Below are 24,882 nucleotides of genomic sequence, written 5' to 3'. Positions count from 1 at the left end.
CGGGTGTTCGATTGATGGGTACGCAGCCCGGCGTGATCGCCGGACGGCGGATCGTCACTGCGACTTCGCCTTGACGGCGGCGAACAGGTCGTCGGTCTGCTTCTTGAATGTGGCAAGGTCGACCTGGCTGCCGTTGAGCATCGTCGACCAGTGGCGCACGATCGCCGCCATCGCGATCGCCTCCTTGATCTCCTCGTCGCTCGCGCCATTGGCCTTGGCCGCCAGCGTGTGGAAATAGATGCAGTATTGGCAGGGGATCTGCGAGGCGACCGCGAGACCCATCAGTTCCTTGGTCTTGCCGTTGAGGGCGGTGTTCGGATTGAGCTGCACGCCCTTGATTTCGGCCCAGGCGCCGGCGACCGCGACGTCCGGCAGCGTTTTGAACATATCCGGCACCGTGCCGAGCGTGGCCTGGATGTCCTTGTAGGCGGCTGCGGCCGAAGCGTCTTCCGCCTTTGCAGGCGTGGCGACGAACAGCGCGCCAATGCCTGCCGCGACCAGCAGCGATTTGAGTGTCCGGTTCGACTTCATCATTTCATCCTCCGTTCGCAGCGCCTTACCCGGCGACATCCGCCTGGCCTGCATGGGAGAATTGATAGAGCGTACATCTTCCTCCCGCTTCGCCCGAAAGCGCCATGGCTTTCATGGCCCGTCCGGGCCAGCATGTCTGGCCGAGAATGCGGCCGCCGCCGCCCGCGACGGCAGGTCGAGCTTGAGCAGTATGTTGGCGACATGACGTTTGACCGTGTGCTCGCTGAGGCTGAGTTCGGCGGCGATCGCGGCATTGCTCTTGCCGTCGGCAATCAGGTTCACCACCTCGCTTTCGCGCGCCGTCAGCGCTGTCGGCTCGGCCGGCTTTGGCTTGGGGCGGCAGGCCGGCTCCAGATGCTGTTCGGCCGTTACCCGGACCACCGCCAGCGGCTCGTCCAATTCGTCGAGGCTGATGCGCCCGGCATCGGTGAAATGCAGCCCGGAACCCGCCGCCAGGTCGGCGACCAGCCGCGAGGCGAGGATGTGGCCGCGTTCGGCATGGGCGGCAAGCTGTATGGTCACCCGCGCCGTCAGCCCTGCCGGCGGCCCGCGCACCTCGACCTCGCCGACATGCACGCCTTGCGCGCTTGCCACACCGATCTCCTGCGCCGCCTCGCGCAGCAGCGCCGCGCAGCGGACGGCGCGCGCCGGGCCGTCGAAGCGTGAGATCATTAATTCTCCATGCGTTCCGGCGATGCGTCCGCCGTGCCGCCCCACCAGCATGCGCCAGTTTTCCTGGAACCGCAGGCTGCGTTCGCTCCACAATCGGTCGCCAAGCCGCGCGGTGTCGTAGATGCGCGTCACCAGCAGCGCGGCCAGCACACGCTCGGTGTCGGCCACCGCCGGCTGGCCGGTGAGACATTCCTCGATCAGGTCGGCCACGCGGTCGACATCGCCGGTCCAGATCGGGTGATCGCGGCCGGGTATTTCGACCAGCCGGGCGTTCGGAATCTTCCTGGCGAGGAAGCGGCTGGCCTCCGGGTCGACGCGGGCGTCGTTGCGGCGATGGATCAGAAGCGTCGGCGCGCTAATCGCCGCGAGAATGCCGCGCACGTCGATCCCGGCATTCATGCGCGCCAGTGCCGCCGCCGCCGTCGGGCTTGCCGACAGCCGCTCGAACCGTCCCCACCATTGGGCAAAGTGTGGGTCGTCGACCCGGCCCGGGGCGAAATTGGGCAGCGTGGCGCCGGTGCCCCATGACGTCTCCGCGGTTTCGATAAAGGCGTCGAGCCGTTCCGGCGGCATCACCCATTTGTGGAAATGCGCATAGCCGCCATAGAGCACCAGCGACCGCGTCCGTTCGGGATAGGTGGCGGCGAACAGCATCGCCATCGGCGCGCCTTCCGAGGCGCCGAGGATCGCCGCCCGGCCGCTGCCGGTCGCGTCCATCACCGCGCGCACATCATCCATGCGGGTCTCTAAGCTGGGCAAATGGTGGGTGTCGACGCGGTCCGACAGGCCGGTCCCGCGTTTGTCGAACAGGATCAGCCGCGAGAAGGCCGAAAGCCGCTTCAACAGCCGGCTGTAGCCCTCGTCTTCCCAGTGCAGGTCGAGATTGGAGATGAAGCCCGGCACGAAGACGAGATCAAGCGAACCCTGGCCGACCACCTGATAGGCGATCCGCACATCGCCGCTACGGGCGTATCGGGTCTCGATCGGCCTCACGCAATAGCCCTGTCTGGCCAGACGATTTCCTGTCGTCAACCATAGCAGAGCTGCCCCGGCTGCGGCAGCTTAAACTTTAGCGATTGAAAATATAAGCCGTCGGCTACGCTGCTATTTTTGCGGAGCGGCGATGTCGCCTGGAGGAACTTTGAGCCCGAGTTTCAGATCGGCCTCGGCCGGCGTGATCGGCCGCTTGATCCTGGCCGAGGCGGCGATCACCAGCTCGTCGAAATTCTCCGTGCCGCCGTCCAGCATCTCGAAGAACTGCCGCCGCATCCGCGGCTCCCAGAACTTGTTGATATGCTCGGCGACGCCGGCAATGCCTTGCTCGCGCGGCTTCGAATGAAAAAAGGCCGCGATCTGGTTGGCCATGCGCACCAGCTTTTCCCTGGTGCTGGTGATGTGTTCCTCGTCATGCGACATGCTGGGCAACTCCGGAAGCCACCCGGTCCGGGTGGGTGAAAATATCGAAATCGTCGCCGCGCACCAGCGCTACCAGCGTCATGCCGGCGGCCTCCGCCGTGCGGATGGCCAGCGCGGTCGGCGCCGAGACGGCGATGATGACGGCTGCGCCGATGGCAGCGGTTTTCTGCACCATTTCCACCGACACGCGCGACGTCACCACGACCGCACCCGAAGCGCCGTCGATGCCGGCCTTGGCCAACGCGCCGGCCAGCTTGTCCAGCGCATTGTGGCGGCCGACATCCTCGCGCGCCATGACGATGCCTTTGCCTGGAACGTAGAAGCCGGCCGCATGCACGGCGCCGGTCGCGGTATGCAACGGCTGCAGCTTCGACAGCAGCTTGACCGAGCGGGTGATGTCCTCGGCCTCAAGCGTAAGTTTCGACGAACCGACCGCATCGACCGAACGCATGGCTTCCTCGATCGATTCGATGCCGCACAACCCGCAGCCGACCGGACCGGCGAGCCTGCGCCGCCGCGCCTGGAAACGCGTATTGGCCTTGTCCCTCAGCCTGATCTGAATATCGATACCGGCGCCGAGATCCGCGACCTCGATCGCCTCGATCTCTGCCGGGTCGGCAATGATGCCCTCGGTCAGCGAGAAGCCGAGCGCGAAATCCTCGAAGTCGGCGGGGCTCGCCATCATCACCGCATGCGTGGTGCCGGCATAGGAGAACGCCACCGGCGTCTCCTCGGGCACCATGCGGTTGGCGGCAGTCGTGCCGCTGGCGCGATGCGCCAGCCGCGATATCTGTGTCGTCGCTTTGCGGCGCGCGGCCAAGGACTACTCCGCCGCTTCCAGCGGGGCGATGCGGCGGCTCTGCTTGGCCTGCTCGTTATAGTCCTTCTGCCAGTCGGTCGGGCCGTTGGACGGCGCCACCTGCACGGCGGTGACCTTATATTCCGGACAATTGGTCGCCCAGTCCGAGAAGTCGGTGGTGATCACGTTGGCCTGCGTATCGGGATGGTGGAAGGTCGTGTAGACGACGCCCGGCGAGACGCGGTCGGTGATCAGCGCGCGCAGCGTCGTCTCGCCCGAACGGCTCGCCAGCCGCACCCAGTCGCCTTCGCGCACACCGCGGACTTCGGCGTCATGCGGATGGATCTCCAACCGGTCCTCGGCATGCCACATGACGTTTTCGGTGCGCCTGGTCTGCGCGCCGACATTGTACTGCGACAGGATACGGCCGGTGGTGAGCAGCAGCGGATAGCGCGGGCCGGTCCTCTCGTCCGTCGCCACATATTCGGTGCGGATGAACTTGCCCTTGCCGCGCACGAAGCCGTCGACATGCATGATCGGGGTACCGAGCGGCGCCTTCTCGTTGCAGGGCCATTGCACCGATCCGACACGGTCGAGCAGCTCGAAGGAGACGCCGGCGAAGCTCGGCGTCGTCTGGGCGATCTCGTCCATGATCTCAGAGGGATGCGTGTAGTTCCAGTCCAGCCCGATGGCGCGGGCAAGCTCCTGCGTCGCCTCCCAGTCGGCGTAGCGCGCCTTCGGCTCCAGCACCTTGCGCACCATGTTGATGCGGCGCTCGGCATTGGTGAAGGTGCCGTCCTTCTCGAGGAAGGTCGAGCCCGGCAGGAAGACATGCGCGTAGTTCGCCGTCTCGTTGAGGAAGAGGTCGTGCACGACGACGCATTCCATCGCCGCAAGGCCGCCCGCGACATGCTTGGTGTCGGGATCGGACTGCAGGATGTCCTCGCCCTGGATGTAGATGCCCTTGAAGGAGCCGTCGACGGCGGCGTCGAGCATGTTGGGGATGCGCAGGCCCGGCTCGTCGTCGAGCTTCACGCCCCACAGGCTCTCATAGATGTCGCGCACCGCATCGCCCGAGATGTGGCGATAGCCGGGCAGCTCATGCGGGAACGAGCCCATGTCGCAGGAGCCCTGCACGTTGTTCTGGCCGCGCAGCGGGTTCACGCCGACGCCCGGACGCCCGATATTGCCGGTCGCCATGGCGAGGTTGGCGATCGCCATCACCGTGGTCGAGCCCTGGCTATGCTCGGTCACGCCGAGGCCGTAATAGATCGCGCCGTTGCCGCCGGTGGCATAGAGACGCGCCGCACCGCGGATCAGCTCCGGATCGACGCCCGAGAGCTTGCCGACCGTCTCTGGGCTGTTTTCCGGCAGGGCGACGAAGGATGCCCAGTCCTGGAACTCGGCCCAGTCGCAGCGTTCGCGGATGAAGGCTTCGTCGAACAGGCCTTCGGTGACGATGACATGCGCCAGTGCAGTCAGCACCGCGACATTGGTGCCGGGCTTCAGCGGCAGGTGATAGTCGGCCTCGACATGCGCCGACTTCACCATCTCGGTACGGCGCGGATCGAGCACGATCAGCTTGGCACCTTGGCGCAGCCGCTTCTTCAGCCGCGAAGCGAACACCGGATGGGCGGAAACCGGATTGGCGCCGATGATGACGGCGACGTCGGTGAATTCGACAGAATCGAAATCCTGCGTGCCGGCCGAGGTGCCGTAGGTCTGGCCGAGGCCGTAGCCGGTCGGCGAATGACAGACGCGCGCGCAGGTGTCGACATTGTTGTTGCGGAAGCCTTGGCGCACCAGCTTCTGGACGAGATAAGTCTCCTCATTGGTGCAGCGCGAGGAGGTGATGCCGCCGATCGCGGTGCGCCCATACTGATACTGGATGCGGCGGAATTCCTTGGCCGTATGGGCGATAGCCTCTTCCCAGCTCACTTCGCGCCAGGGATCGCTGATCTTCTCGCGGACCATCGGCGACAGGATGCGGTCCTTGTGGGTGGCATAGCCGTAAGCGAAGCGGCCTTTGACGCAGGAATGGCCGTGGTTCGCCTTGCCGTCCTTGTAGGGCAGCATGCGGATGACCTCGTCGCCCTTCACCTCGGCCTTGAACGAGCAGCCGACGCCGCAATAGGCGCAGGTGGTGACAGCCGAGCGCTCCGGCATGCCCTTCTCCAGCACCGTCTTCTCGCGCAGCGCGTCGGTCGGGCAGGCCTGCACGCAGGCGCCGCAGGACACGCATTCGGAAGCGATGAAATCCTCGTGCATGCCGGCGACCATGCGCGATTCGAAGCCGCGGCCTTCGATGGTCAGCGCGAAGGTGCCCTGCACTTCTTCGCAGGCGCGCACGCAGCGCGAGCAGACGATGCACTGCGCCGGATCATAGGTGAAATAGGGGTTGGATTCGTCGCGGGCGATGTAGTCGACCGCCAGCGAGCCATGGCCGGGCGCGACGCCACCTTCGTCTTTGACGTGGTTGCGGCCCTCGACGCCGTAGCGGTTTTCGGAGAGGCCAACCGACTTCGCCACCGCGTCGAACTCGCTGGCGCCGGTGCCGGCCTTCTCGTTCCAGCCGGTCGGATGATCGGAGACGTAGAGTTCCATGACGCCGCGGCGGATGGCGTCGAGCCGTTCGGATTGCGTGCGCACCACCATGCCTTCGCCGACCGGCGTCGTGCAGGAAGCCGGCGTGCCCCCGCGGCCTTCGATCTCGACCAGGCAGACACGGCAGGAACCGAAGGAATCCAGCATGTCGGTGGCGCAGAGTTTCGGGATCTCGACCCCGCCCTCCATCGCCGCGCGCATGATCGAGGTGCCTTCCGGCACGCTGATGCTGCGGCCGTCGACGGTCAACGTGACCCGCTTCTCCGCTTTCGACTCCGGAGTTCCGAAATCGATCTCTTCGATGAGTGTCGGGAAGTCGGCCTTGATGTTCATCTGCCAGCTCCTATTCAGCGGCCACGCGCGCCGGCGCGGGCTTGAAATCCTCGGGGAAATGCGTGATCGAGCTCATCACCGGGTAGGGCGTGAAGCCGCCCAGCGCGCACAGCGATCCGAACTTCATCGTGTTGCAGAGGTCGGTGACCAGGGCGAGGTTCTTCTCCGCCTCGATCCCGGCGGCGACCTTGTCGAGAACCTCCACGCCGCGGGTCGAGCCGATGCGGCAGGGCGTGCACTTGCCGCAGCTCTCGATGGCGCAGAACTCCATGGCGAAGCGCGCTTGCTTCAGCATGTCGGCAGTATCGTCGAACACCGTGATGCCGGCGTGACCGATCAGCCCGTCGCGCTTGGCGAATTCTTCGTAGTCGAACGGCGTGTCGAACAGGCTGCGTGGGAAATAGGCGCCGAGCGGGCCGCCGACCTGCACCGCCTTCACCGGCCGGCCGGTGGCCGTTCCGCCGCCGATCTCGTCGACGATCTCGCCCAGCGTCAGGCCGAACGCCGTTTCGAACAGGCCGCCATGCTTGACGTTGCCCGCGATCTGGATCGGGATCGTGCCGCGCGAGCGGCCCATGCCGAAATCCTTGTAGAAGGCAGCACCCCTGTCCATGATGATCGGCACCGAGGCGAGGCTGATCACGTTGTTGATCACCGTCGGTTTGCCGAACAGACCCTGGATAGCCGGCAGCGGCGGCTTGGCGCGCACCACGCCGCGCTTGCCTTCCAGGCTGTTGAGCAACGAGGTTTCCTCGCCGCAGACATAGGCGCCGGCGCCGACGCGGATTTCCATGTCGAAGGCGCTGGACGAGCCCAGCACATTGACGCCGAGCACGCCGTGCTTGCGGGCGATCTCGACGGCCTTGTTCATCGTCGCCACCGCATGCGGATATTCCGAGCGGATATAGACGAAACCCTTGGTGGCGCCGGTGGCGATGCCGGCGATTGTCATGCCTTCGATGAGCACGAAGGGATCGCCCTCCATGATCATGCGGTCGGCGAAGGTGGCGCTGTCGCCCTCGTCGGCATTGCAGACGATGTATTTGCGGTCGGAAGTCGTATCCAGCACGGTCTTCCATTTGATGCCGGTCGGAAAGCCTGCGCCGCCGCGGCCGCGCAAGCCGGACTCGGTAACCTGCTTGACGATATCGGCCGATGCCATGGCGACGGCGTTCTCAAGGCCCTTCAGGCCGCCATGCGCCTTGTAATTGTCGAGCGACAGCGGATCGATGACGCCGCAGCGGGCGAAGGTCAGCCGCGTCTGCCTGGCAAGGAACGGGATTTTGTCGGGCGAACCGAGCCAGCGCTTGTGATGGCCGCCCTTGAGGAAGCCGCTGTCGAACAGGCTTTTCACGTCCGACGGCTTCACCGGTCCGTAGGCGACGCGGCCCGTCTCTGTCGCCACCTCGACCATCGGCTCGAGGAAATAGGCGCCGCGTGAGCCGGTGCGCACGATCTTGGCCTCGATGCCGCGCTCGGCAAGCTCGGCACGAACCGCCTTGGCGACTTTCTCCGCGCCAAGCGCTATCGCGCCGGAATCGCCTGGGATGTAGATGCGCGGGGTCATGAGCGCACCTCCGCGACGATCTCTTCGATCTTCTCGTCGTCGAGCCGGCCGATCACCTCGCCGTCCAGCATTGCCGATGGCGAGCAGGCGCAAAGCCCGAGGCAATAGACCGGCTCCAGCGTCACCGATCCGTCGCGCGCGGTTTCGTGGAAATCGATGCCGAGCAATTGCTTGACCTTGGCGGCGACGGCGTCCGAGCCCATCGACTGGCAGGCTTCCGCCTGGCAGAGTTTGAGCACGTGCCGGCCGGCCGGGCGGGCGCGGAAATCATGATAGAAGGTGACGACGCCGTGCACCTCGGCCCTGGAGAGGTTCAGCCCGTCGGCGATGACCGGGAGCGCTGCCTGCGGCACATGGCCGAATTCTTCCTGGATGCCGTGCAGGATCGGCAGCAGCGGACCTTCGAGGTCCTTCAACTCGTCGATGATCGCGGCCGTGCGCGATGCGATCTCGGTACTTGCAGGCTGCATCGTCATGCAGCGCCCTCCCTGGTCATGGCGTCCCAATGTATGCCACCCCAAGATATAGAGCGTTTTTGGGGCAACGACACGCACAGGACGCAATATCGCTAAGTCCTTACAAAATCAGAGGAAACCCTCTAGATCAATAAAGCCGATCCGTTGCTCGATAGAAATTTTCTATCAAGGACGCCCGTCCGCATTTTCTAACCTAGCGATGGGCGCGGAAATCGTCTGCCAGCGCCATTGCCTCGTCCAGCAGCGCCTGCACCAGCGGCGTGTGCGGCTCGCGCGGCGCCGCCACAAGGCCCACCGTGTGGCTGGCGTCCGGCTCGACGATCGGAATGGCGCGGATCGGTTCGGAAAAGCCGAATGTTTCCGCGAGGTTGAGCGGCATGATGGATGACCATTTGCCGGTCCGGATATGCGAGAACAGCACGATCATCGAGTTGGATTCCAGCGTCGGCCGCACCTGCACGCCGGCTTCGGCCAGATGCTGATCGATGATGCGGCGGTTCTGCATGTCCGGCGTCAGCAGGCAGAGTGGCAGCTGGCTGATCTCGGCCCATGTCACTTTGTCGCGGTCGGAATAGGGGTTCCCGACCGCCGTGATCAACTGGTAGCGCTCGTCATAGAGCGACACGCTGGTCACCCGCCCGAGCGGCTCGTTGTCGAGATAGGTGATGCCGGCATCGACGTCGAAATTGCCGAGCAGCGACAGCACTTCGATCGATGTGCGCGACAGCACCGAGAAGGTGACGCCCGGATGCTTTTCGCGGAAGGGCGTCGTCAGCCGCGCGACCATGGCGAGCGCCGTCGGAATCGCGGCGATGCGGATGCGCCCGGACAGGCCATGGCGCGCCGCCCGCATCTCCTCGCGCATCGTGCGTGAGTCCCCGACAATGCGGCGCGCCCAAACCAGCACCTGCTTGCCTTCCGGAGTCAGGCCCTGGAAGCGCGAGCCGCGCAGCACCAGCATGACGCCGAGCTGCGCCTCGAGCTGCTTGATGCCGGCCGACAGCGTCGGCTGGGTGACGCCGCACACCTCCGCCGCCCGGCCGAAATGCTCTTCCTTGGCGAGCGCAATGAAGAATTCCAGCTTGTCGATCATCGACGCAGGCTATCGGGCGCGGGGCGGCTACGCCAGATGGCGCCGGCGCAACGATAATCCGATCGCCCGGCGGCAGGAGAACGTCCGGTATTACTTGTCCACCAGGTTCAGGATGTTGCCATCTGGATCCTTGAACCATGCCACCTTCATGCCTGAGCCGACATGGATGTCGCCCTCGAGCGACAGGCCGGGCATCTCATAGTGCTCGAAGGCGACACCCTTGGCCTTCAGCGATTTGACGATCGGCTCGATCTGGTCGCCGACCGTCCAGGTCACCGCCGTCGCCTTGTTGGTTCCGGCAAATTGCGAATGGTAGACATTGATGACCGTGTCGCCGCTTTTGTAGACGACCAGTTCGCCGTCCATGTCGTCAACCTGCTTCAGGCCGAGCGTGCCCTCATAAAAGGCTTTTGCCCTGGCCAGGTCCTTCACCGCGACATTGGCCACGGCATTGCTGTTTTCAAGCATGATTGCCTCCTTCCGGATTATCGTGTCGACACTTATGGCAGCCCGAAATAGGGCGCCCCGGCCGCTTGGCCACGGGCAAGTGGCAGACCCGTCAACCCCGTTGCAGGTTCTGTTCCGGCGAATCCGACACCTTCGGTCGTTTTCAGGGGCACGCCGGGGCAAGCATTTGCTCCACGGCTTGGTTCCGTCCGGAAACTGCACTATCTGGATCGCCAAACGCTGAGGAAACCGCCATGCCCATCACCAAGGAATCGGTCATCGAACGCCTGAAAACGGTGAACGGGCCTGACTTCACCGGCAACATCGTCGACCTCGGCATGGTCTCCGAGATTTTCATCGCCGATGCCAAGGTGTTTTTCTCCATCACTGTTCCCGCCGCCCGCGCGCAGGAGATGGAACCGCTGCGTGCCGCCGCCGAGCGCGTGGTCAAGGCCATTCCAGGCGTCGCCGGCGCGGTCGTGGCGTTGACGGCCGAGAAGAAGGGCGGCGGCATGGAAGCGCCGGTCCCGCCGCGCCAGCCTTCGCAAGCAATGCCGCCACGTCCGGCTCCGGCGTCACAGCGTCCGGCGCCGCAGGCGCCCGCTTCGCACAGCCACGGCAAGCGCGGCGTGCCCGGCATCGAGGCAATCATCGCGGTCGCCTCCGGCAAGGGCGGCGTCGGCAAGTCGACCACCGCGGTAAACCTCGCGCTCGGCCTTGCCGCCAACGGCCTGAAGGTCGGCGTGCTCGACGCCGACATCTACGGCCCGTCTATGCCGAGGCTGCTCAACATCCACGGCCGGCCGCAGACCGTCGACGGCAAGGTCCTGAAGCCGATGCAGAACTACGGCCTGAAGGTGATGTCGATGGGCTTCCTCGTCGACGAGGAGACGCCGATGATCTGGCGCGGCCCGATGGTGATGTCGGCGCTGACGCAGATGCTGCGCGAGGTCGAGTGGGGACCGCTCGACGTGCTCGTCGTCGACATGCCGCCCGGCACCGGCGATGCCCAACTCACCATGGCCCAGCAGGTGCCGCTCGCCGGCGCGGTCATCGTCTCGACGCCGCAGGACCTGGCGTTGATCGACGCCCGCAAGGGCCTCAACATGTTCAGGAAGGTCGACGTGCCGCTGCTCGGCATCGTCGAGAACATGAGCTACTTCCTCGCGCCCGACACCGGCAAGCGCTACGACATCTTCGGCCATGGCGGCGCGCGCCGCGAAGCCGAGCGGCTCGGCGTTACCTTCCTCGGCGAGGTGCCGCTTGAGATGGGCATCCGCGAAAGCTCCGACGCTGGCGCGCCCGTGGTGGTCTCGAAACCGGATGGGGCGGAAGCGAAAATCTATCGCGATATCGCTGCCAAGGTCTGGGATAGGGTGAACGAAGAACGCGGTGCGGCCGAAGCGGCGGTGCCAAGCATCGTCTTCGAGTAGCGAGGATTTTCCCTCCTCAAGGGGCAGGGGAACCAACCTTCTCCCCAAACGTCGAGAAAAACTGCCCGGCGAGCTTCTTCGACGTCGATTCGATCAGCCGGCTGCCGAGCTGCGCGATCTTGCCGCCGACCTCGGCCTTGGCCGCGTATTTCAGGATCGTCGTGTCCGCCCCGTCGGCGGTCAGCGTTACATCGGCGCCGCCTTTGGCAAAGCCGGCGACGCCGCCCTTGCCTTCGCCCTGGATGGTGTAGGAGTGCGGCGGCTTGAGATTCTTCAGCGTCACTTCGCCGTTGAATGTCGCCTTGATCGGCCCGATCTTCAGCAGCACGGTTGCCGCCATCCCGGTATCGGATTTCTTTTCGAGGCTTTGGCAGCCGGGGATGGCTTGCTTCAGGATCTCGGGATCATTGAGGGCTTCCCAAACTTTTTGCACGGATGCGGCAATGCGCTCCTCGCCTTCGATCACCAAAGCCACCAAAACCTCCCGTGCGACTGATGCTTGTTGGTCCTAGCGTGCAGTCAGATATGTGTCTATCGCACCAAAGTCCGGGTTCGGACCGCGCCTGCCTCTTGCCTGCACCGGCGCGTTGTCATATCGATTTGTCATACAAATACGGAGACCATGATGGCCGGCGCCCCGACAGACAAGAAAAAATTTCGCTCGCAGGAGTGGTTCGACAATCCCGACAATCCGGGCATGACGGCGCTCTATCTCGAGCGCTACCTGAATTACGGGTTGACCCGCGCCGAGCTGATGTCGGGCAAGCCGCTGATCGGCATCGCCCAGACCGGCTCTGACCTGTCGCCCTGCAACCGGCATCATATCGAGCTCGCCAAGCGCGTGCGCGAAGGCATCGTATCGATGGGCGGCATTCCCTTCGAATTCCCCTGCCATCCGATCCAGGAGACCGGCAAGCGCCCGACCGCGGCGCTCGACCGCAACCTTGCCTATCTCAGCCTGGTCGAGGTGCTCTACGGCTATCCGCTCGACGGCGTCGTGCTCACCATCGGCTGCGACAAGACCACGCCCGCCTTGCTGATGGCGGCGGCCACCGTCAACATTCCCGCCATCGCGCTTTCGGTCGGCCCGATGCTCAACGGCTGGCACAAGGGCAAGCGCACCGGCTCCGGCACTATCGTCTGGGAATCGCGCCAGCGCCTGTCGGCCGGCGAAATCGACTATGACGAGTTCATGGATATCGTCGCCTCGTCGGCGCCGTCCACCGGCTACTGCAACACCATGGGCACCGCCACCACGATGAACTCGCTGGCCGAGGCGCTCGGCATGCAATTGCCGGGTTCGGCCGCCATCCCCGCGCCCTATCGCGAGCGCGGCCAGGTCGCCTACGAGACGGGAAAACGCATCGTCGACATGGTGCATGAAGACCTGAAGCCGTCCGATATCATGACCCGCAAGGCTTTCGAAAACGCCATCGTCGTCAACTCGGCCATCGGCGGCTCGACCAATGCGCCGATCCACCTCAATGCGATCGCCCGCCATCTCGGCGTGCCGCTCGACAATGACGACTGGCAGAAGATCGGTCTCGAGGTGCCGCTGATCGTCAATCTGCAGCCGTCCGGCGAATATCTCGGCGAGGACTATCACCATGCCGGTGGCGTGCCCGCGGTGGTGGCCGAACTCATGAAGGCTGGGCGTTTGCCGCATCCCGATGCCATGACCGCCAACGGCAAGACCATCGGCGACAATTGCAGCGGTGCCGTCAACGAGAATTCCGACGTCATCCGCAGCGTCGACAAGCCGCTGAAGGCCAATGCCGGCTTCATCAACTTCAAGGGCAATCTGTTCGATTCCGCGATCATGAAGATGAGTGGCATTTCGCCTGAATTCCGCGAGCGCTATCTGTCCAACCCGAACGACCCGGAGGCCTTCGAGGGTAACGCCATGGTCTTCGACGGACCGGAGGACTACCACGCCCGCATCGACGATCCGGCGCAGGGCATAGACGAGCACACCATCCTGTTCATGCGCGGCGCCGGTCCGGTCGGCTATCCGGGTGGCGCCGAGGTCGTCAACATGCAGCCGCCAGCCTACCTCATCAAGAAGGGCATCCATTCGCTGGCTTGCATTGGCGACGGCCGCCAGTCGGGCACGTCCGGCTCGCCGTCGATCCTCAACGCCTCGCCGGAAGCAGCAGTCGGCGGCGGCCTGGCGCTGCTCAAGACCGGCGACCGCGTCCGCATCGATCTGCGCAAAGCCACAGCCAACATCTTGATCAGCGACGAAGAACTCGCCAGGCGGCGGACCGAACTCGAAAGCCAGGGCGGCTATCACTACCCCAAGCACCAGACGCCATGGCAGGAGATCCAGCGCGGCATGGTCGATCAGTTCTCGGCAGGCATGGTGCTGAAGCCGGCGGTGAAATACCAGGACGTCGCCCATACCAGCGGCGTGCCGCGCGACAATCACTGAGCGCGGTCGGCGAAAATCAAGGGGCGGCTTGCCGGCGCGGCAGGCCGCCCTTCTTGTTTCGATCGCACCGGACCTACAGATAAGGTCCTGCACAACGGTGAGACCATCATGACTGCGCGACGCTCTTCCCTTGGCTTCCTCGGCATATTCGGCCGCTCGGGCGACCTGCGCCAGCTCGACGATGCTCTGCGCAAGGCCGACCTGCATCCGGCCCTGGTGCCGGAGGGCGTGAAGCTCACCATCGTCAATTTGATGCACGACCGCTGGCCGGAAGAGCCGCCGCCACAGGCCTATGCGTCGGTGGCGCAATTGTGCAGCTATTGCATCGCCGGGCCGGAAACCTTCGAACGGGCCAATGGCGAGCAGCCGACGCTGGATGCCGAGCGCCGCATCGAGGCCGCGCTCGAAACCGGCGACAGTTTCGACGCGCAGATCGTGCTGATGACACTGCATGCGAAGCTGATCAGCGCCGAGGTCGTCGAGCGCTACAGGCTGACGGCGGAATGATCGCCGAGTTCAGCCGCCCATCTTGTTGCGCGGCAGCTTGATCATCTCGCCGAAACGGGCGCGCAATTTGTCGTCGACGAGCCGCGATACATGCCGCGGAAAACGCTCGGCCAGCACGCGTTTCTTTTCGGCGATCGCCCGCTGCAATATGTCGGGCCGGCCCTTCTCGTTCCATTCCTTGGGCGAGAAGCGGTCGCCGACGGCGGGATAGAAATACTCGGTCTGCATCAGCCTTAGCGTCTGCTCGTTGCCGAGATAATGGCCGGGGCCCCGCAGGCAGACATCGGCGATGGTGTCGATCGACAGTGCCTCGTCGGTCACCTCGATACCGCGCACGCAGCGCAGGCAGTGGCCGAGCATGTCGTTGTCGATGATCAGGCTTTCCAGGCAGAAGCCGAGCAGCGAGGCGTGCATGCCAGCCGATTCGTAGACCAGGTTGAGACCGGCCAGGCCCGCCATGACATCGGTGATGCCCTTCTCGTAACCCGATTGGATGTCGGGCAGTTTGGAATCCGTCATGCCGGCCGCCGACCCGCCCGGCAAATCGTAGAACTGCGCCATCTGCGCGCAGGCGGCGGTCAGCACGGCCTGTTCGGCCGAGCCGCCGGACATGGCGCCGGTCCTGAGGTCGGACACGAACGGCCAGGTGCCGAAGATCGCCGGATGGCCGGGCTTGATGGCGTTGACATAGACGAGGCCCATCAGCACCTCGGCGACCGCCTGCACGACGGCGCCGGCAATTGCCGCGGGCGCCGTGGCGCCGGCCTGGCCGGCCGACAGAAGCAGGATCGGAATGCCGCCCTCGACGCATGCTTCGAGCACGCCGCAGGCGTCCTCGGCGAATTTCATCGGCGGCACCACGAAGCAGTTCGAGTTCGACACGAATGGCCGCGCCCGGAAATTCTCCTCGCCGCCGGCAATCGCGTAGAGCATCTCCAGCGCCGGCTTGACGTTCTCGCGCACCGTGAACGAGGTGCCGACATGTTTCGAAGTGCCCATCACGCAGGCATAGAGCGTGTTGAAATCCATATCGAGCGGATCGGGGACGTCGCGCGGCACCATCGTGCGCTGGAAGAAATGGATGTTGTCGAGCCCTTCGACGAGGCGGGCGGCGTCGTAGAGATCCTGCAGCAGCGACTCGCGATATTCGCGCTTCTCGACGTCGACCAGATGCACGGCAGCACCCGCCGTGCCGTAATGCACGCGTTTGCCCTGGATCAGCATGTCGTGCCTGGGATCCTGGCCATGGAGGGTGAAGTTGCGCGCTGCCTTCTTGATGGTGTCGAGCACCAAGGCGCGCGGCAGGCGGATGCGGCCGTCATCGCCATAGATGCCGCCGACCCGGGTCAGCGCCTCGATGCAGGAAGGAATGGCGTTGGCAAAGCCCACCGTCTCCAGCAGCGTCAGCACCGCTTCGTGGATGCGCTCGCGGTCGTTCTCGCTGAGCGGTCCGTAGCTGCCGCCCTCGAGACCGGCGCGCACAGGGCGGATATCGTCGGCAAGCGGCGCCGCCCGCATCGCGCGGCGCGCCTCGCGCCCGCCGGACCGCCGCGAACGCTGGTCGCCAGACGTATCCTGCCTAAGAGCCGCATCCTGCTTCTCAAGAGCCACTGACATGGGAGGCACTCCGCTTTAGCTTTCAGGGCCAGGACGCGCGGCGGTTGGTCCACCATCGGCCTGCCCTATCCCCTTTATGCTCCGACTATGCCGCCGGCATTGGCACAGCCTATGAGCCAGCCTATCCCGTCGAATATGCCAGAATACTAAAGCAAGGAGGTCGCACCAAAACAAACAGAGCCGGCGAAGGCCGGCTCTGTTTGCGAGATGGGGCTGGCGGTCAGGCCGCGGCGGGCCTGCGGCCGGCGGCTGTGGCGAGCTCGCGGATGCCGGGCTCGATGTGCTGCAGCGAGATCGACGAGATGCCCAAACGCATGAAACGCGAGGGCTTTTCGCTGCGGTCGAAGAAGCGGTCGCCGGGCTCGATGATGACGCTGCGCGAAGCGGCCGCTTCGGCCAAACCTCGCGAATCGGTGCCGCGCGGCCCTTCCAGCCACAGCGATGTGCCGCCGGCCGAATCGGTCGAGCGCCACTCTGGCAGGAACGCCGAAATCGCATGGACCAGCCGCTTGCGCCGCTCGTCGAAGGCAGCCGACAGCCTGCGCACCAGCGCCTCATGATGGCCGAGCGACAGGAACAGCGCCACCGCGCGCTGGTTGTTCGCCGGCGGGTGTCTGAGCATGAAGCGGCGCAGCGCGCGCAGCTCCGCGATCAGCCCCGCCGAGGCGACGATGTAGCCAAGCCGAAGGCCCGGAGCCAGCGTCTTCGACATCGATCCGACATAGATGACGCGGCCCGAGCGATCGAGGCTCTTCAACGCCTGCTGCGGCGCCTCGTCGAGAAGCTGGCTGTCATAGCCGTCCTCGATGATGATCTGATTGTGGCGATTGGCCCGCGCCAGCAGATCCTGCCGCCGCTCCGCCGACAGCGGCACCATGGTCGGGCAATGGTGGCTCGGTGTGACGAAGACAAAGCCGGAATCCTGCGGGATTGCGGAGGTCACGATGCCGGAGTGATCGACCGGAACCGGCTGGATGTCGGCGCCGGCGAGCCGGAAGATCGAGCGGGCATCCGGATAGCCGGGGTCTTCCATCGCCACTTTCGAGCCCTTGGTCATCAGCAGTGTGGCGAGCATATAGAGCGCGTTCTGGGCGCCCAGCGTGACGATGATCTCGTCCGGGTTGGCGAAGATCCCGCGCCGCGGTAGCAGCCGCGCCTGGATCTGCTCGATCAGCAGCGGATCGTCGCGGTCGACCATGTCGGACGCCCAGTTGCGGATCTCCAGCACCGCCAGCGCCATGCGGTTGCATTCGCGCCACTCGGCGGTCGGGAACAGCGCCGGGTCGAACTGGCCGTAGACGAACGGATAGGAGGACTTGATCCAGTTGTCGTGCTTGGCCGGCGGCGGCATGTCGCTGGCAGCGATCTGCCGGCGCGCCTTCCAGTCGATCTCGTTCTGCTGGTCGGGCGCCTTCTGGTGCGGCTTGGCGGGGGTGGCCAGCACGTCCGGATTGACGAAATGGCCGCGCCGCTCGCGTGCCACCAGGAAGCCCTGGTCGACCAGCTGCTGGAAGGCCAGCACCACCGTGCCGCGGGCGACGCCAAGTTTCTCCGCCAAAATCCGGCATGACGGCAGCGGCATCGAAGCGGCGATCTGCCGGTCGAGAATGGCCGCGACGATCGCCTGGCGGATCTGTGCCTGGAGGGTCTGGCCGGATTCGGCCGAAATCCGGAACAGGCCGGACCATATGGCCGTGTCGTTGCGCTGTGGCATGGGAAATCTTCCTCGGATGGCCAGCTGTTTTCACTTGGCTGGACCATTCGAGTGTATCGGTGGCACAAGGGGTTGCGCCAATCAATTTTTCTGATCGCTGGGATTTATGCCAGTGATCTATCAAGCGCGATGCGCAGCATCGTCGCGGCACTGCCCAAGCGCGACGCGCAGCGTCGTCGCAGCACTGCCCAGGCGCGATGCGCAGCATCGTCGCGGCACTGCCCAGGCGCGACGCGCAGCGTCGTCGCGGTGCGATGAGCACAGCACCCTCACGGTGAGATCCTTCCATCTTCACCGTCCAATACCGCGCATCATAAGCGCGACGCATCGCGTCGTCGCTGCGTGACACTGCGTCATCGCCGCGCTTGAACGAAACCGAAATCGGCTCAATAGATTGTCGCGACGACACGCGCCGGAAACATCCGGTCTGCTAAGATCAATCCAAAAACCGCCAGGAGCCCGCCTGTGGATCAGTCCTCCTTCGACAAGCAACTTGCCGCTTTGCGTGAGCAACGCGCGGCTGCCAGGGGCACTATGCGCGAGGCCTTCGCCGCCGATCCCAGGCGCTTCGAGACATTTTCCGCCACCGATGGCGATCTTCTGCTCGACTGGTCGAAATGCGCCGTCGACGCCGAGACGATGGACCTGCTTGAAAAGCTCGCCGGCGCGGCCGACCTCGCAGGCCGCCGCGCCGCCATGTTCGAAGGCAAGAAGATCAACATCACCGAGGGCCGCGCCGTGCTGCACACGGCGTTGCGCAACCTGACCGGCAAGAGCATCATTGTCGACGGCCAGGACACCAAGGCCGATGTCATCGCCGTGCTCGACGCCATGGGCGCCTTCGCCGATGCCATCCGCTCGGGCAAGGCCGCCGGCGCCACCGGCAAGAAGATCACCGACGTCGTCAACATCGGCATTGGCGGTTCGGATCTCGGCCCGGCCATGGTGACGCTGGCGCTGGCGCCTTACCATGACGGGCCGCGGACCCATTATGTTTCCAACATCGACGGCGCCCATATTCACGACACGCTGAAAGGCCTTTCCGCCGAAACGACACTGTTCATCATCGCCTCCAAGACCTTCACCACGGTCGAGACGATGACCAATGCCGAAACCGCGCGGAAGTGGATCGAGAGGGCTTTGGGCAAGGATGCGGTCGCCAAGCATTTCGCCGCCGTCTCGACCGCGCTCGACCTAGTGGCGAAATTCGGCATCGCCTCCGACCGCGTCTTCGGCTTCTGGGATTGGGTCGGCGGCCGCTATTCGGTGTGGGGCGCCATCGGCCTGCCGGTGATGATTTCCGTCGGTCCGCGCAATTTCCGCGCCTTCCTCGACGGCGCGCATGCGATGGACGAGCACTTCCGCACGGCGCCGATGCACAAGAACCTGCCGGTGCTGCTGGGGCTGATCGGCTGGTGGCACCGGGTCGTCTGCAAATACCCGGCCCGCGCCGTCATCCCCTACGATCAACGCCTGTCGCGCCTGCCGGCCTATCTGCAGCAGCTCGACATGGAATCGAACGGCAAGAGCGTGACGCTGGACGGCGGCGCCGTCACCACGCCGACCGGCCCGCTGGTCTGGGGCGAGCCCGGCACCAACGGCCAGCACGCGTTCTTCCAGTTGCTGCACCAGGGCACCGACTTCATCCCGGTCGAGTTTTTGGCCGCGGCAGTCGGCCACGAGCCGGAGCTGAAACATCAGCACGATCTTCTGCTCGCCAATTGCCTGGCGCAGTCGGAGGCCTTCATGAAGGGCCGCACGCTGGAGGAGGCGCGCGCGCAGATGCTGGCCAAGGGCATGAAGCCGGCCGATGTCGATCGCATCGCGCCGCATCGGGTGTTTTCGGGCGACCGCCCCTCGGTGACCATTCTTTACAGAAAGCTCGACCCGCGCACGCTCGGCCGGCTGATCGCGCTTTACGAGCACCGCGTCTTCGTCGAGGGCACGCTGTTCAACATCAATTCCTTCGACCAGTGGGGCGTGGAACTGGGCAAGGAATTAGCGACCGGCCTGCTGCCCGTCGTGGAGGGCAAGGAGACTGCCGCAAAGCGCGACGCCTCGACTGCCGGACTGGTGGGTCATATCCACCAATTGCGCGGCGCGGAGTGACAGGATTGGCAGGCATCAAGGGAATTCTGTTCGACAAGGACGGCACGCTTGTCGACTTCAACGCGACCTGGCTCGGTATCGCTGATTTCATGGCCATGGATGCCGCCGAAGGCGATCGCTGGAAAGCCGACCGGCTGCTCGCCGCCGCCGGCTTCGATTTCGTCAGCAAGCGTTTCAAGCCCGATTCGATCTTTGCTTCCGGCTCCAACATGGATGTCGTCGAGCTGTGGTTCCCGCGCCTTTCCGACGAAGACCAGATGCTGGCGGTCGCTCGCTTCAACGAAATCACCTCGGCGCAAGGCTCGGCCATGGCGGTCGCGCTGCCGGGCGTCATTGAATCGCTGCGGCTGCTGCACAAGCGATCCTACCGGATGGGCGTCGCCACCAATGATTCGACCAGCGGCGCCGAGAAGACCCTGGCCACGCTTGGCGTCGCCCAACTCTTCGATGCCGCCTATGGCTACGATGCCGTGGCCAATTCCAAGCCGGCGCCGGATACAGTTGTCGCTTTCTGCGACCTCACCGGGTTGAAGGCCGCCGAGATCGCCATGGTCGGCGACAACCGCCACGATCTCGAAATGGCGCGCGCCGGCGGCTGCGGGCTGGCAGTGGGTGTTCTTTCCGGCACCGGCAACCGGGATTCGCTGGCTGCGATCGCCGATGTCATCCTGGATTCGGTCGCCGACCTGCCGGATTTCCTTTCGGCGCGTGTCAAGGAGACGATCTGAGGACCAACGGCACCGGACGTCTCCCGACCTATCAGACCATCACGCGGGTACAGTCGATATTCGCATTCTCAATGGCTTCAAGTTTGGTCAGCAGGTCCAGGCGGATCGTCTCGACGGTCCGCTCCTGAAGAACACCTTCCACCGTCAGCCGAACATCGTTCCAACCCTCGACATAGCGAATGGTGACGCCCTCGACGCACAGGCGATGGACACGATGTTCGTCCGCAATTTCCGGCATCTTCGAGTGAGGTATGTTGGGCGTGTAAAGTGTTTCGAGCAAATCCAGTCGCGGGTTGGGGCCGAGATCGCGGAGGCGTTCGTTTCGAAAGCTGCTTCTGTTTTCGGGCCGTCCCCATTTGCGATCCGAAAGAAGGCCGCGAAGCCAATTCAGATGATTTGGATCGAGATCAGCTCGAACGAATACAAATCGCGGCCAAGGTCGCTGCGTAAGGCGTTCCCAGCGGCTCTGACGGAGATCGAGGCGCCAATCGTCGATGTTCTCGATCACTGCAGGCCACCGCGGATCACAGATGAGTCCGGCGCGAACCAGGATCGCGCCACCATTTTCCACCAGTTCCGCAGAGTGCTTGTATAGCCATGGCGGTGCCTCACCAGTCGTGTGAACGCTATCGATGCCATAGTTTGTCGTGTCTAGTACGAGCACTTGCGCCTTGTCGGCCCGAACAAACGAGTAAGACAGGTTCCCGATTATGAATATGCGGGAGTCAACGAGATTTGCCGTGTGGAAATCGGTGGGTGGAAAGACCTTATCCGAGTAACCGAAAATCTCGGTGCGACCCTCCGCATCAGTCACGATCACATCATTGTAGATGTAGAAATCCGGGTCATACCAATCTTCATGCTCGCCGCCGATCCTGATGAGGCGGCCGTCCGGCAGTTCTGTCTCGGTGCGACCGAACCGGTCAAAACTCCAACATGGCCCTACATGCTCGGAGCGTGGGCCGCGAAACGTCTTGTTCAGTGAGTGAGCGGTTAGACAATGCTCGACTGCCCATGTCCAGACTGGATTGGTCATGGGCTCGGGATTGCCGGAACCTCGACTGGGCGCACGAAACTTCGAAAACAGTTCTGGGTCTATGTGTGCAGGCGTGTTGTTGATCAAGCTCAGGCGCAGCTCGCAAAGCTGCTATGGGGTTCGGACACGAGGGGTTTGGGGTTTGTGCGGCAAGGCGATGCGCCATCTGTCCAGCGCTTTACGGCCTTTGATCCGTCGCTGCACAATAGCCCAGGCAACTCCTGCTGCAAAGGGTCGAAATCGGCCCTCGAGAGCAATTGGTTTTTGAGATTGCGTCAGCGATTGTCGGGCATAAAAGCGAAGACGGCGCTCGGCTTCGGCTCGCCGCCGCCGTTGCCGCCGACATCCGGGACCTGATATTCGGCAAGCGGTCGAAGCCGTGGCCTGGGCAGCCAGGCGCGGCCCGGATCGCCGACCAGCACCTGGATGCCGGCGGCAAGGCAGCGGTCGAGGAACTGGATCATCCGTTGCCCGACATCCTGCGCGTAAAAGACGTCGCCGGCGAGAACCAGGTCGACCGTCGGCGGCGGACCCTCGGTGAGGTCCTCGTCGCGCATCTGGATGGCGACCCCATTGGCTTGCGCATTGAGGCGGAGCGCCACGGCGCCATTGCGGTCGATCTCCGTTGCGATCACCGCGCGCGCTCCCGCTTTTGCCGCCGCGATGCCGACCAGCCCCGAGCCGGCGCCGAGGTCGAGCACGCGTTTGCCGGCCACGATCGACGGACGTTCGAGGATATAGCGCGCCAGCACCGCGCCGCCGGCCCAGGCATAGGCCCAGTAGGGCGGCTGCGGCTCGGCCAAGTGGTCGTCCAAGCCACTATCGTCGTCCGGTTCGAGCAGCCGCCTCAGCCCGCTGCCGGGATGCGCCATGTAGAGGCGGATTTCCGGCAGCGACGGCACCGGCGCAAGCCGCATGTTCGCCTTGATGAATTCCGCCGGATCGAAGCCTTTGCGCCGCGCTGGCGTTGCGGCGGCAGCATTGTTGCTCAAATCTGGTCCCTGAGCGCCCGCCGCAGGATCTTGCCGACCGGCGTCTTCGGCAATTCGGTGCGGAACTCGATGAATCTCGGCCGCTTGTAGCCGGTCAGGTTTTCGCGGCAATAGGCCATCAGCGTCTCGATGGTGAGCGCCGGATCCTTCTTGACCACAAACAGCTTCGGTACTTCGCCCGAATGCTCGTCCGGCACGCCGATCGCCGCCACTTCGAGCACGCCGGGGTGATGCGCGACGACCTCTTCCAGTTCGTTCGGATAGACGTTGAAACCGGAGACTAGGATCATGTCCTTCTTGCGATCGACGATCTTGGTGTAGCCGCGCTCGTCCATGAAGCCCATGTCGCCGGACTTGAAGAAGCCGTCCTCGGTCATCGCCCTGGCGGTCTCGTCGGGCCGGTTCCAGTAGCCGGCCATCACCTGCGGTCCGCGAATGCAGATCTCGCCGACCTCGCCGAGCGGCACGTTGTTGCCGTCGTCGTCGCGGATGGCAATCTCGGTCGAGGGCAGCGGCAGGCCGATCGTGCCGGTGAAATCGGCGGAGCTGAATTTGTTGGCGGTCGCCACCGGCGAGGTTTCGGAAAGACCGTAGCCTTCGCTCACCGGGCAGCCGGTCAAGGCCTTCCAGCGCTCGGCGACACCTTTCTGCACCGCCATGCCGCCGCCCAGCGTCAGGATCAGCGGCCTGAAGTCTAGCTTGCGGAAATCCTCATTGTTGAGCAGCGCGTTGAACAGGGTGTTGAGGCCGGGGAAGATGTGGATCGGGTATTTCCGCAGCTCCTTGACGAAGCCCGCAATGTCGCGCGGGTTCGGGATGAGCACGTTCTGGGCGCCTTGCTGCATGCCCATCAGCGCATTCACCGTCAGCGCGAAAATGTGGTAGAGCGGCAGCGCGCAGACGAAGTTGAGATGCGCCGGCTTCGGCTTGACCGTATAGGCATCCTCCACCCACAGCGAATTCTGCGCGACGTTCGACAAGACGTTGCGGTGCAGCAGCACAGCGCCTTTCGAGATGCCGGTCGTGCCGCCCGTATATTGCAGGAAAGCGACGTCGTCGGCCGAAACCGCCGCCGGCTTGAAGGCGATCGCCGCGCCGGCCTTCAGCGCGGCGTTGAACCGGACATGGCCGGGCAGCGACCAGGCCGGCACCATCTTCTTCATCCGGCGCACGACGAGGTTGACGATCGTGCCCTTGAGGCCGCCCAGCATGTCGCCCATCGCCGCGACCACGACATGCTTGATCGGTGTCCGGGCGATCACCGCCTGCAGCGTGCCGGCGAAGTTTTCGAGGATGACGATGGCCTCGGCACCGGAATCCTTGAGCTGATGCTCGAGTTCGCGCGGCGTGTAGAGCGGGTTGACGTTGACCACCGTGAAGCCGGCGCGCAGCACCGCCATCATCGCCACCGGATATTGCAGCACGTTGGGCATCATCAGCGCCACGCGCGCGCCATGCTTCAGCCCCGTCGACTGCAGATAGGCGCCAAACGTCGCCGAAAGCCGCTCGACCTCGGCATAGGTGATCGACTTGCCCATGCACACGAAGGCCGGCTGGCCGGAGAACTGCTTGCAGGCGCCGACGAGGAAATCGCCGATGGAATTGTAGGGCAGGGCGCCGATCGCGGCCGGCATGTTCTTCGGGTAGCTCTGCAGCCACGGCTTGTCCGGCAGCCCGGCGGCGAGCGCCGCGATCGCCTTCGGCAGCCGTTTGGCAGGTTCTGCGGCGCTCGCTGCCCGCACTGCCTTCGAGGCGGGCTTGGCGGTGGCTGGCTTGGTGGTTTTTGCGCCGGGCTTGACGCCTGTCCTGGTAGACTTTGCCGGAGCTGGCTTGGCGGACGCAGCAGCCTTCGGCTTCGAAGCCGGGGCCTTGGCCGGCGCTGCCTTGGACACCTCTGCGCCGGCAGCGGATTTCGCGGTCTTGGCCGTCGCCTTCGCCGGAGGCGTCGTCTTTGCTGCTCTTGCCACCAAATTCCTCCCTGGTGCCTTTGGTCTCACTGCTCGTGCCGCGCTCGCCTCTTCTATGAAGCGCCCCTCCGCTGCCGCCGGCCGCGAATTCCCAAGAAATCCGCCGCGCCGTCTATGTATTGCCTCTATCAGCGGCCGTGCAAGCCTTGCCCCGGCGGCAGCGGCGGAAAGATTTGCCGTCGAAATCCTTTCATCGGGCCGTATCCCGGGCTTGGCTTTGCAGGCGACGGACCGCGGCCGGAAGGCTGCGCGGCGCGATTTCGTGAGACGGGCAATCAATAAAAAAATTCAGTCGTTAACAATGTCGTGAGCGAAAAAGTGTGCTCATTTTTTCCGCTATTCCAGCAAAAATCGGATTCTTTTCCTGCTTCCCGTGGGGTACGCAAACGGGGTGTTCCAAAGCCCGAAAA

General features: G+C 64.4%; 20 protein-coding genes. 5 read left to right on the top strand and 15 right to left on the bottom strand.

Features of this window, described 5'->3' with window-relative positions; genetic code table 11:
- Nucleotides 1-54: 54 nt before the first annotated feature.
- The 9 genes from FJ974_RS00690 to FJ974_RS00650 all read right to left on the bottom strand — a co-directional run bounded on the left by FJ974_RS00690 (nucleotide 55) and on the right by FJ974_RS00650 (nucleotide 9,959).
- Entirely contained in the window at nucleotides 55-531 is a 477-nt protein-coding gene (locus FJ974_RS00690; RefSeq protein WP_413468344.1) for a carboxymuconolactone decarboxylase family protein, read from the bottom strand.
- A 111-nt stretch (nucleotides 532-642) separates the two neighbouring features.
- A complete protein-coding gene (locus tag FJ974_RS00685; RefSeq protein WP_140539029.1) occupies nucleotides 643-2,196 on the bottom strand; it encodes an alpha/beta fold hydrolase in 1,554 nt (517 codons plus the stop codon).
- Between the two features lie 111 nt (nucleotides 2,197-2,307).
- Nucleotides 2,308-2,619 (bottom strand): formate dehydrogenase subunit delta, encoded by a 312-nt coding sequence (locus tag FJ974_RS00680; RefSeq protein ID WP_140539028.1) that lies wholly within the window; start codon nucleotides 2,617-2,619, stop codon nucleotides 2,308-2,310.
- Entirely contained in the window at nucleotides 2,609-3,439 is an 831-nt protein-coding gene (fdhD, locus tag FJ974_RS00675; RefSeq protein ID WP_140539027.1) for a formate dehydrogenase accessory sulfurtransferase FdhD, read from the bottom strand. The genes FJ974_RS00680 and fdhD overlap by 11 nt, the downstream gene beginning before the upstream one ends.
- Nucleotides 3,440-3,442: 3 nt before the next feature.
- Nucleotides 3,443-6,355 carry a formate dehydrogenase subunit alpha gene (gene fdhF / locus FJ974_RS00670; protein WP_140539026.1) on the bottom strand — a complete coding sequence of 971 codons (2,913 nt, stop codon included), beginning with the start codon at nucleotides 6,353-6,355 and terminating at the stop codon, nucleotides 3,443-3,445.
- A gap of 10 nt (nucleotides 6,356-6,365) precedes the next feature.
- Complete coding sequence (locus FJ974_RS00665) at nucleotides 6,366-7,922, bottom strand: formate dehydrogenase beta subunit (protein ID WP_140539025.1); 1,557 nt, start codon at nucleotides 7,920-7,922, stop codon at nucleotides 6,366-6,368.
- Entirely contained in the window at nucleotides 7,919-8,398 is a 480-nt protein-coding gene (locus FJ974_RS00660; protein WP_140539024.1) for a formate dehydrogenase subunit gamma, read from the bottom strand. Before FJ974_RS00660 ends, FJ974_RS00665 begins: the two co-directional genes overlap by 4 nt.
- A 193-nt stretch (nucleotides 8,399-8,591) precedes the next feature.
- On the bottom strand, nucleotides 8,592-9,491 hold the full coding sequence (locus tag FJ974_RS00655; RefSeq protein ID WP_140539023.1) for a LysR family transcriptional regulator: 900 nt from the start codon (nucleotides 9,489-9,491) through the stop codon (nucleotides 8,592-8,594).
- A gap of 90 nt (nucleotides 9,492-9,581) precedes the next feature.
- Nucleotides 9,582-9,959, bottom strand: a complete 378-nt coding sequence (locus tag FJ974_RS00650) for a VOC family protein (RefSeq protein ID WP_140539022.1) — start codon at nucleotides 9,957-9,959, stop codon at nucleotides 9,582-9,584.
- Nucleotides 9,960-10,192: 233 nt separating this feature from the next.
- Between FJ974_RS00650 and FJ974_RS00645 the strand changes: the two genes are divergently transcribed.
- Nucleotides 10,193-11,371: an Mrp/NBP35 family ATP-binding protein gene (locus tag FJ974_RS00645; protein WP_140539021.1), complete on the top strand. Its 1,179-nt coding sequence runs from the start codon at nucleotides 10,193-10,195 to the stop codon at nucleotides 11,369-11,371.
- A gap of 16 nt (nucleotides 11,372-11,387) precedes the next feature.
- Here FJ974_RS00645 and FJ974_RS00640 read toward each other — a convergent pair whose 3' ends face one another.
- Complete coding sequence (locus FJ974_RS00640; protein WP_140539020.1) at nucleotides 11,388-11,846, bottom strand: SRPBCC family protein; 459 nt, start codon at nucleotides 11,844-11,846, stop codon at nucleotides 11,388-11,390.
- A gap of 150 nt (nucleotides 11,847-11,996) precedes the next feature.
- Between FJ974_RS00640 and FJ974_RS00635 the strand changes: the two genes are divergently transcribed.
- Nucleotides 11,997-13,802 carry an IlvD/Edd family dehydratase gene (locus tag FJ974_RS00635; RefSeq protein WP_140539035.1) on the top strand — a complete coding sequence of 602 codons (1,806 nt, stop codon included), beginning with the start codon at nucleotides 11,997-11,999 and terminating at the stop codon, nucleotides 13,800-13,802.
- A 108-nt stretch (nucleotides 13,803-13,910) separates the two neighbouring features.
- Nucleotides 13,911-14,309, top strand: a complete 399-nt coding sequence (locus FJ974_RS00630; protein WP_140539019.1) for a hypothetical protein — start codon at nucleotides 13,911-13,913, stop codon at nucleotides 14,307-14,309.
- Nucleotides 14,310-14,318: 9 nt separating this feature from the next.
- On the opposite strand, the gene FJ974_RS00625 is transcribed toward FJ974_RS00630, so the two are convergent.
- Together FJ974_RS00625 and FJ974_RS00620 are read right to left on the bottom strand one after the other, a co-directional pair.
- The gene (locus FJ974_RS00625; RefSeq protein ID WP_140539018.1) at nucleotides 14,319-15,926 is read right to left on the bottom strand and encodes a trimethylamine methyltransferase family protein; all 1,608 of its coding nucleotides are present in this window, start codon (nucleotides 15,924-15,926) and stop codon (nucleotides 14,319-14,321) included.
- 220 nt (nucleotides 15,927-16,146) lie between these two features.
- On the bottom strand, nucleotides 16,147-17,640 hold the full coding sequence (locus tag FJ974_RS00620; protein WP_140539017.1) for a PLP-dependent aminotransferase family protein: 1,494 nt from the start codon (nucleotides 17,638-17,640) through the stop codon (nucleotides 16,147-16,149).
- Nucleotides 17,641-18,105: 465 nt separating this feature from the next.
- Here FJ974_RS00620 and pgi point away from each other — a divergent pair, with 465 nt between their 5' ends.
- A complete protein-coding gene (pgi, locus tag FJ974_RS00615) occupies nucleotides 18,106-19,749 on the top strand; it encodes a glucose-6-phosphate isomerase (protein WP_140539016.1) in 1,644 nt (547 codons plus the stop codon).
- Between the two features lie 5 nt (nucleotides 19,750-19,754).
- The gene (locus tag FJ974_RS00610) at nucleotides 19,755-20,477 is read left to right on the top strand and encodes an HAD family hydrolase (RefSeq protein ID WP_140539015.1); all 723 of its coding nucleotides are present in this window, start codon (nucleotides 19,755-19,757) and stop codon (nucleotides 20,475-20,477) included.
- A 31-nt stretch (nucleotides 20,478-20,508) separates the two neighbouring features.
- Here FJ974_RS00610 and FJ974_RS00605 read toward each other — a convergent pair whose 3' ends face one another.
- The 3 genes from FJ974_RS00605 to FJ974_RS00595 form a co-directional block, all read right to left on the bottom strand.
- On the bottom strand, nucleotides 20,509-21,600 hold the full coding sequence (locus tag FJ974_RS00605; protein ID WP_140539014.1) for a hypothetical protein: 1,092 nt from the start codon (nucleotides 21,598-21,600) through the stop codon (nucleotides 20,509-20,511).
- A gap of 188 nt (nucleotides 21,601-21,788) precedes the next feature.
- On the bottom strand, nucleotides 21,789-22,430 hold the full coding sequence (locus tag FJ974_RS00600; RefSeq protein WP_140539034.1) for a class I SAM-dependent methyltransferase: 642 nt from the start codon (nucleotides 22,428-22,430) through the stop codon (nucleotides 21,789-21,791).
- A 71-nt stretch (nucleotides 22,431-22,501) separates the two neighbouring features.
- On the bottom strand, nucleotides 22,502-24,472 hold the full coding sequence (locus FJ974_RS00595; RefSeq protein ID WP_140539013.1) for a long-chain-fatty-acid--CoA ligase: 1,971 nt from the start codon (nucleotides 24,470-24,472) through the stop codon (nucleotides 22,502-22,504).
- Nucleotides 24,473-24,882 lie beyond the last annotated feature (410 nt).

Source organism: Mesorhizobium sp. B1-1-8, assembly GCF_006442795.2.
Lineage (GTDB): Bacteria > Pseudomonadota > Alphaproteobacteria > Rhizobiales > Rhizobiaceae > Mesorhizobium.
This window is presented reverse-complemented; position numbering and strand designations above follow the sequence as displayed.

Bases quoted from the DNA above. Each gene is read 5' to 3' on its own strand.
- FJ974_RS00680 (WP_140539028.1), bottom strand. From the start codon at position 2,619: ATGTCGCATGACGAGGAACACATCACCAGCACCAGGGAAAAGCTGGTG.
- FJ974_RS00665 (WP_140539025.1), bottom strand. From the start codon at position 7,922: ATGACCCCGCGCATCTACATCCCAGGCGATTCCGGCGCGATAGCGCTT.
- FJ974_RS00625 (WP_140539018.1), bottom strand. From the start codon at position 15,926: ATGTCAGTGGCTCTTGAGAAGCAGGATGCGGCTCTTAGGCAGGATACG.
- FJ974_RS00630 (WP_140539019.1), top strand. From the start codon at position 13,911: ATGACTGCGCGACGCTCTTCCCTTGGCTTCCTCGGCATATTCGGCCGC.
- FJ974_RS00620 (WP_140539017.1), bottom strand. From the start codon at position 17,640: ATGCCACAGCGCAACGACACGGCCATATGGTCCGGCCTGTTCCGGATT.
- FJ974_RS00690 (WP_413468344.1), bottom strand. From the start codon at position 531: ATGAAGTCGAACCGGACACTCAAATCGCTGCTGGTCGCGGCAGGCATT.
- FJ974_RS00650 (WP_140539022.1), bottom strand. From the start codon at position 9,959: ATGCTTGAAAACAGCAATGCCGTGGCCAATGTCGCGGTGAAGGACCTG.
- FJ974_RS00635 (WP_140539035.1), top strand. From the start codon at position 11,997: ATGGCCGGCGCCCCGACAGACAAGAAAAAATTTCGCTCGCAGGAGTGG.
- FJ974_RS00600 (WP_140539034.1), bottom strand. From the start codon at position 22,430: ATGCGGCTTGCGCCGGTGCCGTCGCTGCCGGAAATCCGCCTCTACATG.
- FJ974_RS00645 (WP_140539021.1), top strand. From the start codon at position 10,193: ATGCCCATCACCAAGGAATCGGTCATCGAACGCCTGAAAACGGTGAAC.
- fdhF (WP_140539026.1), bottom strand. From the start codon at position 6,355: ATGAACATCAAGGCCGACTTCCCGACACTCATCGAAGAGATCGATTTC.
- FJ974_RS00660 (WP_140539024.1), bottom strand. From the start codon at position 8,398: ATGACGATGCAGCCTGCAAGTACCGAGATCGCATCGCGCACGGCCGCG.
- FJ974_RS00655 (WP_140539023.1), bottom strand. From the start codon at position 9,491: ATGATCGACAAGCTGGAATTCTTCATTGCGCTCGCCAAGGAAGAGCAT.